Origin of the sequence: Muribacter muris, from assembly GCF_001038205.1 — a bacterium.
Lineage (GTDB): Bacteria > Pseudomonadota > Gammaproteobacteria > Enterobacterales > Pasteurellaceae > Muribacter > Muribacter muris.
Map to the genome: position 1 here is coordinate 1 of NZ_JWIZ01000074.1, position 16,276 is coordinate 16,276.

A 16,276-nucleotide genomic window follows, 5' to 3' on the forward strand; every position below is an offset into this window, starting at 1 on the left:
TATGAGATTTTTTGCAAAAATTTACACCAATCGCACCGCTTGTTAGGCACAGGGCTTGTTTTATGGCGGGAATTTCCCTATAATTTGAACCCTTACACAAACAGTGTAATCCGATGAGGGCGTTTTTGGTTTCTCGCAATAGCGTTCGGTTTACTTGGTCAGGTTCGGAAGAAAGCAGCCAGAATTGAAATGTTTATGTGCCGAGTTTTGCTGGAAACGCCCTCACCTTTTTTGAAATTTACTGATAAGGGCAATTTTTCAACCGCTAGGCGACTTTTACCTGTCTGAATTTATCCAGCCATAACAGGAAATTGGCATAAATTGTCCCGGCGACCGAATGCCACACACACGCAACGGCACACACCACCGCCGATTCTGGTATGGTCGGGAAAAATTTCATACTCAAGCCGGTTGCCAGCCCTGCGTTTTGAACCCCGACTTCAATTGAAATCGTTTTCTTTTTCGCCAAGCTCATTCCGAACAGTTTGCCGGCTAAATAGCCTAACCCGTAGCCGATGATATTATGAAAAATAATGCAGGCTAAGATCATCACACCGGACTGTAAAAAATAGTTGCCATACAGGGCGACTACGCCACCAACAATAAAGGCAAAGTTGATCACGGCAATCCCCGGCATTAAGGCTTGCACATCTTGAAACCATTTTTTGCGATGTAGCCCGATGTTTAAACTCGATCCGACAACCACGGGTAACACCGTTACCAATAACATAAATTTAAACATTGCCCAGCCGTCCATTGCGACACTCTGCCCGACCAAATAATTTAATAACAGTGAGGTCATTACAGGGGCAAGCAGGGTGGAAACTGTCGTCATTCCAACCGAAAAGGCAACATCGCCTTTGCATAGAAATGCCATAATATTTGAGGCAACCCCGCCCGGACACGAGCCGACCAGCACCAAGCCTAAGGTCATCGCCGGTGAAAGTGAGAGGCTTTGCGCAATCGCAATAGCAACAAACGGCATCACCGTATATTGTGCCACCGTGCCGATAAGAATATCCCAAGGGCGTTGGGCAAGGATTTTGTAATCCTCAACCCCTAACGTCATTCCCATTGAAAGCATAATCAGACTAAGTACGACTATTTGCGCATCGCCCTTTACCCACTCAAATAAGCTCGGCTGATAAAAGGTCAGGCACGCTAATAAAATGATAAATAATGCGGTAAATTTCGCCAAAAAATAACTGGCTTTTTTCAGTAATGTCAGCATTTTTCACTTCCTTTAATGTTGTTATTGTCAGATGTTCGTTTTATCAAGAACACGCTACCATTAGCAAAAGTGTGGAAAAATATCAATACTGAAATAAACACAGCCATTTTAAAATGACTTATTTTTCACCCAATATTATCTGTACCTCCACCTTTTCCGAAAAAATAAAATGCTCATAAATTTTATATATTAGTTAAGGAGTAAATATGACCATTATTAGAACAAACCAAACACTTTCAAATTCAGTTTACCTCTTAGAAAAAAATAGACACTAATTCTTAAACATAAAATAAAAGCTGAATGGATTCCCATTCAGCTTTTATAATATCACCTTACAATATACTTTCTCTATTAAGGTATTATTTTGAATATTTATCGACTAGCTTATTGATTGCTGGAATAATTGTGCCTTGTACAATCTGATTACTAAATTTAGCTGACTCTTTCATTTTTGCATACAGAGCCTGTTCTTCTGCTGGCGACATTTTCGATGCCTGCTGTGTTACTCCAAAGTTTGCCTGTAATACTGCCGTACCAAACTGGGTGTAATCGGATAAACGTGTCGCTATTGCGGCAACCTCTGCATCTTGAATATTCAGTTTTGCTAACTGTTCATCAAACTGTTTATTCCAATCAATCAGCTTTTGCCCTTCTGTTGCAATAAATTGCGCTAATGCCTCTTTATCTTTTCCAAGCTCGCGAACCTTTTGTTGAAAGGCTTGCTTAATTTTATTACCTTCAACTTCACTTTTATCCCAAAAGGCATTGAGTGTTTGTAAATCTTTTAAACCCGTTGCCGACTTTTTATCGGAAATCGCAATAGGCTCTAATAATTTTGGATTTGGTGTAGGAAAAACAAGTTCTTGGGCTGCCGTTTTTTCTGCAACTTGCGCCTGCGGTGTACTTTCAGCGGCAGTGGCTGTCGCCTTATCTTCAACTTTTTTATCACAAGCGGCTAATCCTAATGCCATTAGCATTGCCAAACTCACTTTCGTTAAATGTTTCATAAGTTTCCCCTAAGGTTTAGTATTAAACAGTTGTTAATTTATTCCTGATAAGTAAAGCACGCTACCTGATAAATGTAAAGAACTATTACCTCATACTATCGCTATGCAATAATGTGCCTTGTTGATAAACATACGCAACTATACTGCCCATTCACACGCTAGCCGTTGTCGAATTTGATTAAAATCGGTGGTTTGGACTAGCCGCCCATTCTCAAACACGACCTCTAGCATATCATCGCTAAAATCAGCTTGTGCGGTTAAACCGTCAATATAGTGGTCAGGCGACAATACTTTTACCCTGCCTTTTTGGGATTTTTTCAAGCCGTTATCGGTTTTGGGGTTTTTAAAAATCGCTTTTTCCTGACCGTTAATCGTTATTGAGGTGGCTTTGGTGGCAAAACCGAGCGTATCCCGTGTATTATGCTGATAAGTAAGCGACCCAACGCCGAAGACAATATTGCTGGCAGCGAAGCCTTTTTCTTTCAAGCCGGTTAAAATCCGTACCATTTTTTCAAAATTCACGCCGTCGCCGTAAATTGTGCCAATATGGGCGTCCAGCACTTTATAGCCTTTTTGGTTAATCGTGCCGCCGAAAATATCCCACAAGCATTCAATCAAGCCTTTACGTTCGTGTTCGGTTTCCGCCTGCGGATCGCCACACATAATCGCAAAGGAATCGCCGCTGTCCGGTCGGATAATCACTTTGGCATTCGGTGGGCGCGCCATAATTTCCGCTTTCAAACGAGGCAGTGTTTCACAAATATTCCGCCAAAAATCCGTTGTGTCGGCAACAATCGAGAGCATAGTGTCAGGATGTGCCGCCATTAAATACCGGAAAGTCGGCAATTCATCGACGCCGTGTGCACTCATTACCGAGTGTTCCGAGGCGGGAATTGACGAGCCGATCAGCCCTTCCGCACCATAATAATGTGCCACATAAGCTATCGCCGGAATGGTGTCCGTCCCCAAAAATGCGGTGAGATGCCCTGCCCCTGAGGTTTCTGCCGACTCTAATGAACTCATTCCCCGCATTGAAAAATCGTGGGATTGAAATACAACGTGATCATCATTATCGCAAGTTTGGCGGGCAAATGCCGTTAAGGTGAGCCGATAGCGGCGGGCAATTGAGGCGGACGTCATCGGCTGCCACATCGACACATTGATCAAGGTTTCCAAATAATTGGTCAGCCAATAAAAATCCGTGTGGGTATTCTCAATCGTCATTACCGGCACTTTGATTGCCACCGTTTTACCTTCCGGTATCGCTTTAATCCGCAACGGCAAATAGCCTAAAGTGTGCAAGCGGGCAATATGATCGCCCGAATCCTGTTGATTCAAGGTGGCGGCGATAAAATCGCGATATTCCTGCACCACCTCATTTTGAGGGCGGGCAAAAAAATTGTTATTAAAATAATCGATTAAATATTTACGAATAAAGGCTTGAAAACCAAAAGAGACGACACGGTCAAGGTGCGGGGCGAGTTTATTACTGCGGGGGGTAAGGGTGCTGTAAATGATCTCCGTTCCTTGCGGATACTGCAAGCGGTGCGATACTTTATAAAAATCGCAAAGTAAGCTGGGAATAGCGGTCGCCCGTGCTAATTTTGGCATAAAATGTGGCATATTCTTTCCTTTTTGCCCAAATTTAAACGGGCATTATCATAAACCACCTCCGCAAAAAAGCAAATTAAATAAGACAAATTTTTTTATTCCCACCTATAAAAACACTCATTTGCCAACCATACGCTACGCTTATCTATTCCGTAAAAATTCCCAATTTATTTCACGCATTTCGGCAATTCCCGTGCTAAAATTTGCTAATTTTTACTGATTAGCGGGAAATCTAATGACGAAACAGACGCTTTTAACCGCACAAGGCGAACGCATTGCGATTGTCGCCGGTTTACGCACCCCTTTCGTGCAACGAGATACGGGGTTTAAATCCTCTTATGCGACCGATCTCGGCACAATGGTAACAAACGAACTTTTAAGCCGCACCGCGATTGAACGCACGCATATTGAACAATTAGTGTTCGGGCAGGTCATTCAACAGCCCGATATTCCCAACCCTGCCAGAGAGATTGCCCTCGCGTTAAATATGCCGACGTTGCAGGCTTACACCCTGAGCAGTTCGTGTTTATCGGGGTTGCAAGCCTTAGTGAATGTGGCGGGCAGTATTGTCAGCGGGTCAATCTCTGCCGGTATCGCCGGCGGCACGGATTCGATTTCCAATGCACCGTTAAGCATCAGCCCACGGGTGATTTATAAGTTCAAACAGATTTTCAAAGCCCCAACCTTAGAAGATAAATACCGCCTGTTTCGTCAATTCTCGTGGCGGGATCTCAAACCGCACGGGGTCAATCTCAAAGATTATATGACGCAGCTTTCCGTTGCCGATATTTCCGAGCGCATGGCACAGCAGCACCATATCAGCCGTGCCGAGCAAGACGAATACGCCCGCCAGTCCCACCTTAAAGCACAAAATGCGTGGAAGCTCGGCTTACTCAAAAACGATGTAATGCCGTCTTTCCCCCGCCCTTATAGCGATTTTGTGGTATCGGATACCCTCGTCTCTGCCGCAGTCCGCCCTAGCTACTATGAACGCTTTTCGCCGTTACCGGATAAAAATTACGCAACCGTTACCGAAGCCAATATGCCTAAACCCGTTGACGGTGCTGCTGCTGTTCTGCTAATGCGGGAAAAGCAAGCGAAAACCTTAGGCTTAATACCACTCGGCTACATTAAAAGTTATGCGATTACCGGCAATGATATTTGGCAAAATATGTTTATGGGTGCAACATTGGCGAGCAGCCTTGCCCTTGAGCGAGCCAAGCTGACCCTGCAAGAGATGGATTATATTGATATTCACGAAACCTCAGCCGCACAAATGCTGGTTAATATGCAACTGTTTGCCTCAACGGAATTTGCAAAAAATCAGCTCAATCGCACCGCGTGTTTGGGGGAAATCGATCCGGCGAAGCTCAATCATCTCGGCGGCTCGATTGCCTTTGGCAACCCACGGGCTGCCACCAGCCTACGTATTTTAATTCAATCCCTGCACGCACTAAAACGTCGGGGCGGCGGTTTATCGTTGGTTGCCTCTAGCGGCTTAGGCGGCTTAGGGGCGGCAATGGTACTGGAAAGCGAATAAGGAATGACAATGACAACACCTTCAACCTACCCTGCTTCACCGTTTCAGGTGGAGATTGACGGCAACCAAATCGCCGTGGTACGCATTGATGTGCCAAACAGTCCGCATAACTGGTTGCCCGATTATTTTATTGATGATTTGCGCACTGTCATCGGTTCGGTTATTTATCAACAAGCGAAAGGGCTGATTTTCGTCTCCGCCAAGCCTAAATCTTTCATTAAAGGCTATAAGCTGGACGGATTACGCCATAAAACCACCGAGCAATTACAGGCATTTTCCCGTGATGCTCAACGGGTAATGCGGGAAATCAACACCTTAAAAATACCGGTGGTGGCAGTCATTGACGGTGATTGTTTCGGCGTGGGGTTAGAATTGGCTTTGGCGTGCGACTACCGTATTGCCAGTGAGGAAAGCTACACCAAATTTGCAATGCCGCAAGTGCGTTCCGGCATTTTACCCTTTGCCGGCGGCACGCAGCGTTTACCCCGTTTAATCGGCTTGCCACAGGCAATCCCACTGTTAGCCTCCGGTTATAAAATCGGGGTGGAAAAAGCGTTACAGATCGGGCTGATCGACAAAGTGATCCCCGCAGGTAATCTGTTTGAGAGTGCTTATACCCTGCTTTTAAATAATCAAGTGCAAAAAATCAACCATAAACGCCCGCTTGATCGGGTGAAAAAATGGCGTAAGCAGCTTGAAGGCACACCGTTTATCCGCCAAAAATACCTTGATTATGTCGATAACCGCCTTTGGCACAAAGCCTTCGGCAATTACCCTGCCGTTACGCATCTGCTCACGCTACTCAAAGAGCCGCATTTTAAAGAGGGGCTGATATTAGAGCAAAATGCGTTGGTCGAACTGTTCCATACCGAAGAAGCCCAAGTGTTGATGAAGCTCAAGCGGGCAGAACGGGCAATGAAAGAGCAATACATTGATTTATCGAAAGTCAAAGATGTCCGCCAAGTTACCGTGCTGGGCAGCGGCTATATGGGGGCAGGCATTGCCTATTTGACGGCGAATAATGCGCAAATTCCGGTCAGAATTAAGGATATTCACCCGTCCGAAATTCAAAAAGCCCTGCAAAAATGTTACGAGTTAATGCAAATGGCGGTGGCGAAAAAAACGCTCTCCCACGGTCAAATGATTCAACGAATGAATTTAATTACCGGCGGCGAGCGGTTAGTGGCAGGTAAATCGACCGATTTTATTATTGAAGCGGTGTATGAAAAATTAGAACTCAAACAGCAGATGGTGCGGGAAAGTGAAAGTTACTATCACGATCAAGCGATTTTTGCCACCAATACCTCGACCTTTGCGATCCGTGATATTGCGAGCGTGGCGACCCGTCCTCAAAATGTGATCGGGTTTCATTATTTCAGCCCGGTTACCACACGGCAGATGGTGGAAATTATTCCCCACGAAACCACCTGCCAAAATGCGATTGCTACAGCGATTCACTTTGCCATTCAACAAGGCAAAATCCCAATGTTAGTGGCGGATAAGCAGGGCTTTTTCATCAACCGTATTCTCTCGCCGTTCTTATTGGAAGCGATTCAATGTATTGTCGAAGGGGAAGCGATCGAGTTTATCGACCGTTCTCTACAAGAATTTGGCTTTAAAATCGGCCCACTGGCAATGATTGACGACATCGGCTTGGACGTGTTAGCCAAATCCAATCCAGCAATGGTTGCCGAGCTAGGCAGCCGCTTTGCCCTGCCGGAAAGCGTGGCATTGCTGATTAAAAACGAACGCAAAGGGCGTAAAAACAGACGGGGCTTTTATATGTACGACAATAAAGGCAACCGTATTCAAGAGGATAAAAGTATTTATCACGTAATGGAGACCATCACCCGCAACGATCTAGAGTCGGAAGAAATCGTACGCCGCTGCTTACTACGAATGATCAACGAAGCGTGCTGGTGCTTGCAGGATAACGTGATCCGCTCGACAGACGAGGGCAACGTTGCCTCGGTACTCGGCTTTGAATTTCCGGATTTCCGTGGCGGCATTTATGCGTATATCGAAAAAATCGGCGCAACCGAAATCGTAAGCCAACTGCGTAAACATTCTCAACGCTACGGTGAACGCTTCACCCCGTGCGAATGGTTGTTAGCCAAAGCCAATACGCAATAATTTCCTTTGCAAGCGGTACGTAACAACGAAAAATTTGCAAACCAATTCATCAACTCAAGAGGAAAACTTATGAAACTGTCCAAAATTGCCCTATCTGTCATCGCTCTTGTCGGTATCGCCGGCGTGGGCGGCAGTTATTTTACCGGAAAACAGGCAGAGCAACGCTATCCTAATATGCTCACCCAAACCAATCTGCAACTTAAACGGCTTGAAGCCCAAGGGATAAAAGCGGAATTTAAAGATCTCCAATTTGAACGCCACTGGTTTAGTTCTGAGGTAAAATATGTATTCGAAATCAGTGCTAACGGTAAGCAATACCACCTTCAAGGAGAAGATACGCTCTACCACGGGCCTTTTCCGTTTAACCGTCTCCAAAAAGGAAATATCATTCCAATGGCGATCAGCGCCGATAGCCGTGTAATTTTCCCTGATGAGTTAAAAGATCTCATCAATAATCAAGCGGCGTTTTTAAACAGTCATACGAATCTTAGCTACACAGGCAGTTTAACCAGTGTTATCCATACCGAACCGCTTAAATCAACCTCCTTTGAAATGGCGGCAACGGAAACACAGTTAGACGGCAAACTCAGCGGCGACTTGTTCAGCGGGCTTACGGCTACTGTCTTGCCTAACTTGAAATTTACCGACAACAATATAACCATCGAAGTCGATAACCTTGCTTATAAAGCAAACCTTGCTGCGCCTAGCGATTTTGTAAATCTGGACTTAGGAACACTATCGGCGACAATAGATAATGTTGCGATCAAAAATAACATTCAACGCACGGCTATTGCTTACCAAAATATCCGTATGAATGGCAATAATAACTTAAAAGGCGAGCGGTATGAGGGAGATGCCAATATCAATTTCGATCTTGTGTTAAGCACGCCGACCGCTCAGACATCATTAGGCAAACTCACCTTTAACTACTTAATGGAGAGTGATGCCAAACTGACTAATGAATTTAACGCTTACCTGAAAAGTTTTCTGTTAGAGCGTTCACCACAATCATTTGAAAAATGGCATAATCTTGTGAAAAAAGGGATAAAGATACATATCACCCCATTGAAATTAAACAATGATCAAGGCGAGCTATCGCTAGAACTGGTGGTAAACGGCAAGCCCTTTGAAACAGTAGCAACGCCTTCGCAAGCATTGGCATTATTACAAAAATCACACTTCAAAGTGAAATTTGATCTGCCGGTAATAAAAGGGCTCATCAACCAAATGGCACAAGTGCAAGGCGCAACGCCAGAGCAAGCCTCACAGCAAGCAGACTATGTCGTTGCCGAGTTAATCCATCAGCTCAAGCAAACCCAAGCAGTGAATATTGATGACAAACAAATCACCGCCGATCTCCAAATTGACGAAGGAAAAGTACTGCTCAACGGGAAAGCATTATCAGATGCCGAAGTTCAAAATGCACTAATAATGCTGATGTTTAGCTTAAATAGATTTTAACAACGAGCAGGCAGTGGGGAAACCCACTGTCTATTGCGGTTTTAGCCCTGTTTAATCCGCTCAATACCCGAATAAACCGTGGCTCTGCCTTTACGGGTAAAAGCCAACAGGCTAAAACCATTCTCCCTTGCCATTCTCACCGCCATTTCGGTGGTTGCCGAAATAGCACACAGCATTTCCACCCCACAGGCAAGGCATTTTTGCACCATTTCAAAGCTGGCACGGCTGGTAACAAACACAAAACCAACGGGCTTGTCCGCTTTGGCGTGCCAGCCTAATAATTTATCTAACGCAACGTGGCGTCCGACATCTTCCCGTAAGGCTAACAATTTGCCGTGCGGATCAAAAAAGGCGGCAGCGTGGCTCGCGCCCGTCTGTTTTGCCAGCATTTGATGCTGCTCTAACTGCGCCAAGCAGTTGTCCAATATACTGGGTTCGACCGCTTGCAAGCGGTGAGATGGTCGGGAAAATTGACATTGCTGTGCCACTTGCTCAAGTTGCTCGACCCCGCAAATTCCGCAGCCCGTTCTGCCCGCCATTGTCCGCCGCTTTGCTTTTAGTTCGTGAAAACGGCGGGAGGAAATCTCCATTTGTACTTCAATACCGTGACAATGTTCCGCAATTTCCAAGCCATAAAGCTCGCTTTTATCCGCTAAGATCCCTTCGGCAAGGGAAAATCCCAATGCAAAATCGGCTAAATCCTGTCGGCTACACATCATCACCGTATGGGAAATACCGTTATATACCAAAGCAACCGGCGTTTCGGTAATCAAGTTTTCATCAACTGCATTCGATAAATACGAACCGTTCTCAAAGGTGAGACGAAAAGCGTGGGTTTGAACAATCGGCATTGGCTATTCCTTGAAAATTCCGTGAGAAAGTGGCAAATTTTGTTAAAAAATTGTATCATTTAGCCAAGTTTGGCTTATGTCAAAGTTTCGGTGGATTTTTCGTTTTATTCGTATAAAACAGAAGATAGATCCGATTATTCGGTAGATAATACCACGCTTTGATAAACCAAATTCAATTTAGTGATATTTTGAAGTTAATTTGACCACATTTGTGGTTTTTAGGAGTGATTATGCAGGTCAGTAGAAGAAAGTTCTTTAAGATCTGTGCAGGTGGTATGGCGGGAACGTCTGCGGCAATGTTGGGCTTTGCGCCCGCAACGGCATTAGCTGCCCCCCGTGAATACAAACTCTTGCGTGCCAAAGAAACACGCAACACCTGTACTTATTGTGCTGTCGGCTGCGGTATGCTGTTATACAGTATGGGCGATGGTGCAATGAACGGTAAAAATAAACTATTTCACATCGAGGGCGACCCCGATCACCCTGTCAGCCGTGGGGCATTATGCCCGAAAGGCGCAGGCGCATTGGACTATGTAAACAGCGACCGTCGTGTGAAATACCCCGAAGTGCGTGAAGCCGGTTCAACCGAGTGGAAACGTATCTCGTGGCACGAAGCGATTGAACGTATCGCTAAACATATGAAAAAAGACCGTGATGAAAACTTTGTTACCCACAATGACAAAGGGGTAGAAGTCAATCGCTGGATGACCGCCGGTTTTCTTGCCGGCTCAGCGTGCAGCAACGAAACGGGGATTTTAACGCAGAAGTTTGTGCGTTCACTCGGTATGATTTTTACCGACAACCAAGCGAGTATCTGACACGGACCGACGGTGGCAAGTCTTGCCCCATCATTCGGTCGCGGTGCGATGACCAATCACTGGGTTGATATTAAAAATTCAGATTTAGTTATTGTGATGGGCGGTAACGCTGCGGAAGCCCACCCTGTCGGGTTCCGCTGGGCGATTGAAGCCAAAAAGCAAAACGGTGCGAAATTGATGGTGGTCGATCCACGCTTCAACCGTACTGCTGCGGTGGCGGATATTTATATGCCGTTACGTTCCGGCACGGATATTGCGTTTTTATCCGGCGTTATCCGCTATTTGCTTGAAAACGATAAAATTCAGCACGAATACGTTCGCTATTACACCAACGCAGCCTTCTTAATCAATGATGATTTCAAATTTGAAGACGGCTTATTCTCCGGCTATGACGAACAAACCCGTAAATACGATCGTTCCACTTGGGCATATCAATTTGACGAAACAGGGCAACCCAAACGGGATTTAACCCTCCAACACCCTCGTTGTGTGTTAAATATGCTCAAAAATCACGTTTCCCGCTATACGCCGGAAATGGTGGAACGCATTACCGGTACGCCACAAAAAGATTTCCTGATCTTCTGTGAAGAAATTGCCAAAACCTCGGCACCAGATAAAGCGGCAACCTTCCTCTATGCGTTAGGTTGGACGCAACATACCGTTGGTGCACAAAATATTCGCACGATGGCGATGATCCAATTACTCTTGGGGAACATCGGCGTTTCCGGCGGCGGCGTGAATGCGTTGCGTGGGCATTCCAACGTGCAAGGAATTACCGATTTAGGCTTATTCCCGCATATGCTGCCGTCCTACATTCCGCTGCCAACCGAAGCGGACACCAGCCTTGATGCGTTCTTAAAACGGATTACCCCGAAAACGCTAATGAAAGATCAGGTCAATTATTGGCAGAATACCCCGAAATTTATGGTGAGTATGCTCAAATCTTTCTATGGCGATAATGGCACGAAAGAGAACGAGTTCGGCTATCACTATCTACCGAAGTTACCAAAAGGCGGAATGGATCAGCTCCGTTACATTGAGGAGATGTACCAAGGCAAAGTAAACGGTTTCTTCTGTCAAGGAATGAACCCGATTGCCTCTTATCCAAATTCACAAAAAATCATCAAAGCCTTGAGCAACCTCAAATATTTGGTGATTATGGATCCGTTGATTACCGACACCTCCGAATTTTGGATGAACCACGGCGAGTTTAACGATGTAAAATCGGAAGACATTCAAACGGAAGTCTTCCGCCTACCGACCACTTGTTTCGTTGAAGAAGACGGCTCAATCGCTAACTCCGGTCGCTGGTTACAATGGCACTGGAAAGGGGCTGAACCGCCGGGTGAGGCAAAAACAGACGGTGAAATTATGTCCGAACTGCGTGCCGAGCTTATCCACCTTTATCAAAAAGAGGGCGGCAAAGCACCGCTTGCACCGCTCGAAGCAATGAGCTGGAATTACGCCAACCCGCTTGAACCGAAAGCGGCAGAAGTAGCAAAAGAGAACAACGGCTATGCGTTAGAAGATCTTTACGATGCCAATGGCAATCTCATTCTCAAAAAAGGGCAACTGCTCTCTAGCTTTGCTCAAATGCGTGATGACGGTTCAACCTCCGGTGCGTGCTGGATCTATACCGGACAATGGACGGAAAAAGGCAATCAAATGGCAAACCGTGATAACACCGACCCGTCCAATCTCGGTAACACGCTCGGCTGGGCATTTGCGTGGCCGCTCAACCGCCGCGTGCTATACAACCGTGCCTCTGCCGATTTAGCGGGCAAACCGTGGAATCCGAAACGCCAATTAGTCAAATGGAACGGCAAAAACTGGAACTATGTGGACGTTGCCGACTACGGCACTGCACCGCCGAACAGCCCTACCCTGCCGTTTATTATGCAGCCGGAAGGTGTGAGCGGCTTGTTTGTGCGTGAACGTATGGCGGACGGGCCGTTCCCTGAACACTATGAGCCGATGGAAACCCCAATCGGCACTAACCCGTTACACCCGAACGTGATTTCAAGCCCGGTAGCACGCATTTTGGAAAGCGATAAAGCCGATTTAGGCACAGCCGCCAACTTCCCGTATGTCGGCACGACTTATCGCTTAACCGAGCATTTCCACTATTGGACGAAAAACGCGCTGATTAATGTCATCGCTCAACCGGAGCAATTTGTGGAAATCAGCGAAGCGCTTGCCGCAGAAAAAGGTATCTCACACGGCGATAAAGTCAAAGTCAGCTCTAAGCGTGGCTTTATTAAAGCCGTTGCCGTAGTAACAAAACGGATCAGACCACTAACGGCGGACGGCAAAACCATTCATACGGTGGGCATTCCAATCCACTGGGGCTTTGCCGCAACCACAAAAGCGAAGAAAGGCTTCTTTGCCAACAATCTGACCGTACGTGCCGGCGATGCCAATACACAAACGCCGGAATCCAAATGTATGTTAGTCAATATCGAAAAAATCACGGAGGCATAAATGGGCGTACAAACTCAAGATATTATCAACGCCTCTGCTACATCGGGGCTGACACCGCCACCACACGCCAGAGATCACAAATTTGAAGTGGCAAAACTGATCGATGTTACTACCTGTATCGGTTGCAAAGCCTGTCAGGTGGGCTGCTCGGAATGGAACGACATTCGAGCCGAGCCGGAAAATTGTGTCGGGGTTTACGATAACCCCGCCGATCTCAATGCAAAAGCGTGGACGGTAATGCGTTTCAACGAAGTGGAAGAAAATGACCGCTTGCAATGGCTGATCCGCAAAGACGGCTGTATGCACTGCGCCGAACCGGGCTGCTTAAAATCCTGCCCGTCGCCGGGGGCGATTATCCAATATGCCAACGGCATTGTGGATTTCCAATCGGATAAATGTATCGGCTGCGGCTACTGCATTGCCGGTTGCCCGTTCAACATTCCAAGAATGAATCCGGACGACAACCGTGTGTACAAATGCACCCTGTGTGTCGATCGGGTCAATGTGGGGCAAGAACCGGCGTGTGTCAAAACCTGCCCGACCGGTGCAATTCGCTTTGGTAGCAAGGACGACATGAAGCATTACGCCGAAAGTCGCATTGCCGATTTGAAATCCCGCGGCTACGAAAATGCCGGTTTATACGATCCGGAAGGGGTCGGTGGCACACACGTAATGTACGTATTACACCACGCCGACAAACCGGAGCTTTATTCAGGTTTGCCGAAAGATCCGCATATCGATCCGACCATCAAACTCTGGAAAGATGTGCTAAAACCGGTTGCTGCCGTGGCAATGGGCGGTTTGGCATTAGCCGAAATCGCACACTATGTATCCATCGGCCCGAATACCGAAGAACTTGACGAACACGAAGATGAACAGGGAGGCAACAATGCGTAAAATCGAGATTGGCAACGACCAAAAAATCGTCCGCCATAAATTGCCCGCCCGCCTAAGCCACTGGCTGTTGGTGATCTGCTTTTTCACCACCGGCTTATCCGGCTTGGCGTTCTTCTTTCCCGATTTTGCGTGGCTGACCGACATTCTCGGCACACCGCAGATCGCCCGTTTCGTCCATCCGTTCACCGGCTTAATTATGTTTGTCGCCTTCGTCAATCTCTGCTTGATCTACTGGCGGCATAACTTTCCGGAAAAAAATGACTGGGTATGGCTGAAAAACATCAAAGAGGTGTTAAAAGGCAACGAACACGCCGTGTCCGACAACGGCAAATATAATCTCGGACAGAAAATGCTATTCTGGACGCTGATTTTGGCGATGTTCACCCTACTTGCTACCGGCATTATTATGTGGCGGCAATATTTCGCCCATAATTTCCCTATTCCTGTAATCCGCATTGCGATTTTACTGCACTCCCTCAGTGCGTTTTTACTGTTCACCGGCATTATGGTACATATGTATATGGCATTCTGGGTGAAAGGCTCGATTCGAGGGATGGTCGAAGGCTGGGTAACGGTGCGTTGGGCGAAAAAACATCACCCACGTTGGTGGCGTGAAGAGTTGCTGCCGGAACTGGAAAAAGAATTGGCAGACAAACAACGAACCAAATAGCCACAAGCGGTCGGTTTCAAACCCAAATTTGCAAACTGACATTCATAAGAGGGGCAACCGCCCCTCCTATTTTCTCAGCCTTTCACAATGTAAAGCATTAAAATGAGTATCCGAATTTTACCCGAAGACCAAATCAAACAAGCGGCAAGCAGTTTTCAGCACCCGCCTCTACTCTTTGCCAACCCGAAAAATCTCTACGCCCGCCGGGCCAAAAGGCTACGCCAACTGGCTGAAAATCACCCCTTTGGCGATTACCTGCAATTTGCAGCACATTTAGTTGACGTTCAACTTGAATTGCTCGAAACACATCCGATTGCTAATATTTCAACGCAACTGACCGCTTGCCTAAGCGATCAGCAAGGCTTAAAGCCCCTTGATATTCAAACGTTTAAACGTTCAAACGAATGGCGCACCTTATTGCTGGCCTTAATTGAAAAGTTCAAACCCTATGCCAACGACAGCGTCCTTGCCACGCTAGAATGGCTGGAAAAAGCAGCGGCAAACGAGCTGGAAACCCTCGCCGATCACCTGCTCAACGAACGCTACGAGCAAGTTGGCGCAGATAAAGCCGTGTTTTTATGGGCAGCGCTTTCGCTCTACTGGGTACAACTCACTCACCAACTGCCCCGCCACATTCAAGGGGAGAACGGCGAACGCCACCGCTGCCCCGTGTGCGACTCCGCCCCCGTAGCCAGCGTCATTCACTTTGGCGATACCCAAGGCTTGCGTTACCTCCATTGCGCCTTGTGCGAAAGTGAATGGAATATGGTACGGGCAAAATGTTCCAACTGCGAACAGTCGGGCAAACTCGACTATTGGAGCTTAGACAGTGTAGAATCGCCAGTCAAAGCAGAAAGCTGCGGCGATTGCGACAGCTACCTCAAAGCGATGTATCAAGAAAAAGATCCTTATGTCGAGCCGATCGCAGACGATCTCGCCACCCTCTTTCTTGATGCGGAAATGGAACAAAAAAACCTCTCCCGTAGCGGCATTAACCCGTTTCTATTCCAAATCGCCGAGTAGTCTATACCATTGCAAGCGGTGGGTTTGGCAAGATTTTTTGCAAAATCTAGCTAAGTTTGATAATGCAAGGTTTGAGTAAATGAAATTATTCCGAAAAAATGTGAGATTTCTTGATTTTTTACCTAGATTTATCAATAAGTTGTAATTTATTTCAGAACAGATTTAAGGTGGTTGAATATCGTTACAAGGCTTAAATTAGATTGAATTATAACCTTTTATCTGAAATGCAAAAAGGCTCGCTAAATTTAAACGCCCTTTAAACTTCACTTAAAGGGAATTTTATTAAAATTTATAAACTAATCCGATTTACTAATAGCAGGCGACATACGGATAAATTCCCTCAAAAGGCTAAATTGATATTTACAAGCGGGTTAATTTTGGCAAAACTTTGCAAAAAACATACCGCACATTAAACCTAGCTTAATGTGCGGTATCCTACTATTTCTTCAACGGAAAACCCGTTTCCCAATCTAAACCCGCCTGTGCCGCCAATTTCTTCACTAATGCCTCATTCGGTTTTTCCATGCTTTCGCCCTCTAACCAACGCTGAAAT

12 protein-coding genes and 1 other RNA gene are annotated in these 16,276 nt (G+C 46.2%); 8 read left to right on the plus strand and 5 right to left on the minus strand.

Features of this window, described 5'->3' with window-relative positions:
- The first annotated feature begins 122 nt into the window (after positions 1 to 122).
- Positions 123 to 220, plus strand: an RNA gene (ffs, locus tag RO21_RS12330) — signal recognition particle sRNA small type.
- 45 nt (positions 221 to 265) lie between these two features.
- Here ffs and RO21_RS10160 read toward each other — a convergent pair.
- The 3 genes from RO21_RS10160 to RO21_RS10170 all read right to left on the minus strand — a co-directional run bounded on the left by RO21_RS10160 (position 266) and on the right by RO21_RS10170 (position 3,861).
- Positions 266 to 1,231 carry a bile acid:sodium symporter family protein gene (locus tag RO21_RS10160; protein ID WP_047977670.1) on the minus strand — a complete coding sequence of 322 codons (966 nt, stop codon included), beginning with the start codon at positions 1,229 to 1,231 and terminating at the stop codon, positions 266 to 268.
- 359 nt (positions 1,232 to 1,590) lie between these two features.
- Complete coding sequence (locus tag RO21_RS10165) at positions 1,591 to 2,238, minus strand: hypothetical protein (RefSeq protein WP_047977671.1); 648 nt, start codon at positions 2,236 to 2,238, stop codon at positions 1,591 to 1,593.
- A 138-nt stretch (positions 2,239 to 2,376) separates the two neighbouring features.
- Positions 2,377 to 3,861 carry a nicotinate phosphoribosyltransferase gene (locus RO21_RS10170; RefSeq protein WP_047977672.1) on the minus strand — a complete coding sequence of 495 codons (1,485 nt, stop codon included), beginning with the start codon at positions 3,859 to 3,861 and terminating at the stop codon, positions 2,377 to 2,379.
- Positions 3,862 to 4,084: 223 nt separating this feature from the next.
- Here RO21_RS10170 and RO21_RS10175 point away from each other — a divergent pair, with 223 nt between their 5' ends.
- From RO21_RS10175 to RO21_RS10185, 3 genes are all read left to right on the plus strand, one after another.
- Entirely contained in the window at positions 4,085 to 5,389 is a 1,305-nt protein-coding gene (locus RO21_RS10175) for an acetyl-CoA C-acyltransferase (RefSeq protein WP_047977673.1), read from the plus strand.
- A gap of 9 nt (positions 5,390 to 5,398) precedes the next feature.
- The gene (locus RO21_RS10180) at positions 5,399 to 7,522 is read left to right on the plus strand and encodes a 3-hydroxyacyl-CoA dehydrogenase NAD-binding domain-containing protein (protein ID WP_047977674.1); all 2,124 of its coding nucleotides are present in this window, start codon (positions 5,399 to 5,401) and stop codon (positions 7,520 to 7,522) included.
- Positions 7,523 to 7,591: 69 nt separating this feature from the next.
- Positions 7,592 to 8,983 (plus strand): YdgA family protein, encoded by a 1,392-nt coding sequence (locus RO21_RS10185; protein WP_047977675.1) that lies wholly within the window; start codon positions 7,592 to 7,594, stop codon positions 8,981 to 8,983.
- A gap of 41 nt (positions 8,984 to 9,024) precedes the next feature.
- On the opposite strand, the gene fdhD is transcribed toward RO21_RS10185, so the two are convergent.
- Positions 9,025 to 9,834, minus strand: a complete 810-nt coding sequence (gene fdhD / locus RO21_RS10190; RefSeq protein WP_047977676.1) for a formate dehydrogenase accessory sulfurtransferase FdhD — start codon at positions 9,832 to 9,834, stop codon at positions 9,025 to 9,027.
- A 230-nt stretch (positions 9,835 to 10,064) separates the two neighbouring features.
- On the opposite strand from fdhD, the gene fdnG reads away from it, so the two are divergent.
- From fdnG to fdhE, 4 genes are all read left to right on the plus strand, one after another.
- A complete protein-coding gene (gene fdnG, locus RO21_RS10200; RefSeq protein WP_157019763.1) occupies positions 10,065 to 13,133 on the plus strand; it encodes a formate dehydrogenase-N subunit alpha in 3,069 nt (1,022 codons plus the stop codon).
- Positions 13,134 to 14,030: a formate dehydrogenase subunit beta gene (fdxH, locus tag RO21_RS10205; RefSeq protein WP_047977678.1), complete on the plus strand. Its 897-nt coding sequence runs from the start codon at positions 13,134 to 13,136 to the stop codon at positions 14,028 to 14,030.
- Positions 14,023 to 14,700, plus strand: a complete 678-nt coding sequence (locus tag RO21_RS10210; RefSeq protein WP_047977679.1) for a formate dehydrogenase subunit gamma — start codon at positions 14,023 to 14,025, stop codon at positions 14,698 to 14,700. Before fdxH ends, RO21_RS10210 begins: the two co-directional genes overlap by 8 nt.
- A 102-nt stretch (positions 14,701 to 14,802) precedes the next feature.
- Positions 14,803 to 15,723 (plus strand): formate dehydrogenase accessory protein FdhE, encoded by a 921-nt coding sequence (fdhE, locus tag RO21_RS10215; protein ID WP_047977680.1) that lies wholly within the window; start codon positions 14,803 to 14,805, stop codon positions 15,721 to 15,723.
- Positions 15,724 to 16,161: 438 nt separating this feature from the next.
- Here the strand turns inward: fdhE and RO21_RS13550 are convergent.
- Positions 16,162 to 16,276 (minus strand): DUF6396 domain-containing protein (locus RO21_RS13550; RefSeq protein ID WP_241482493.1); only part of this gene is annotated, 115 nt, incomplete at its 5' end.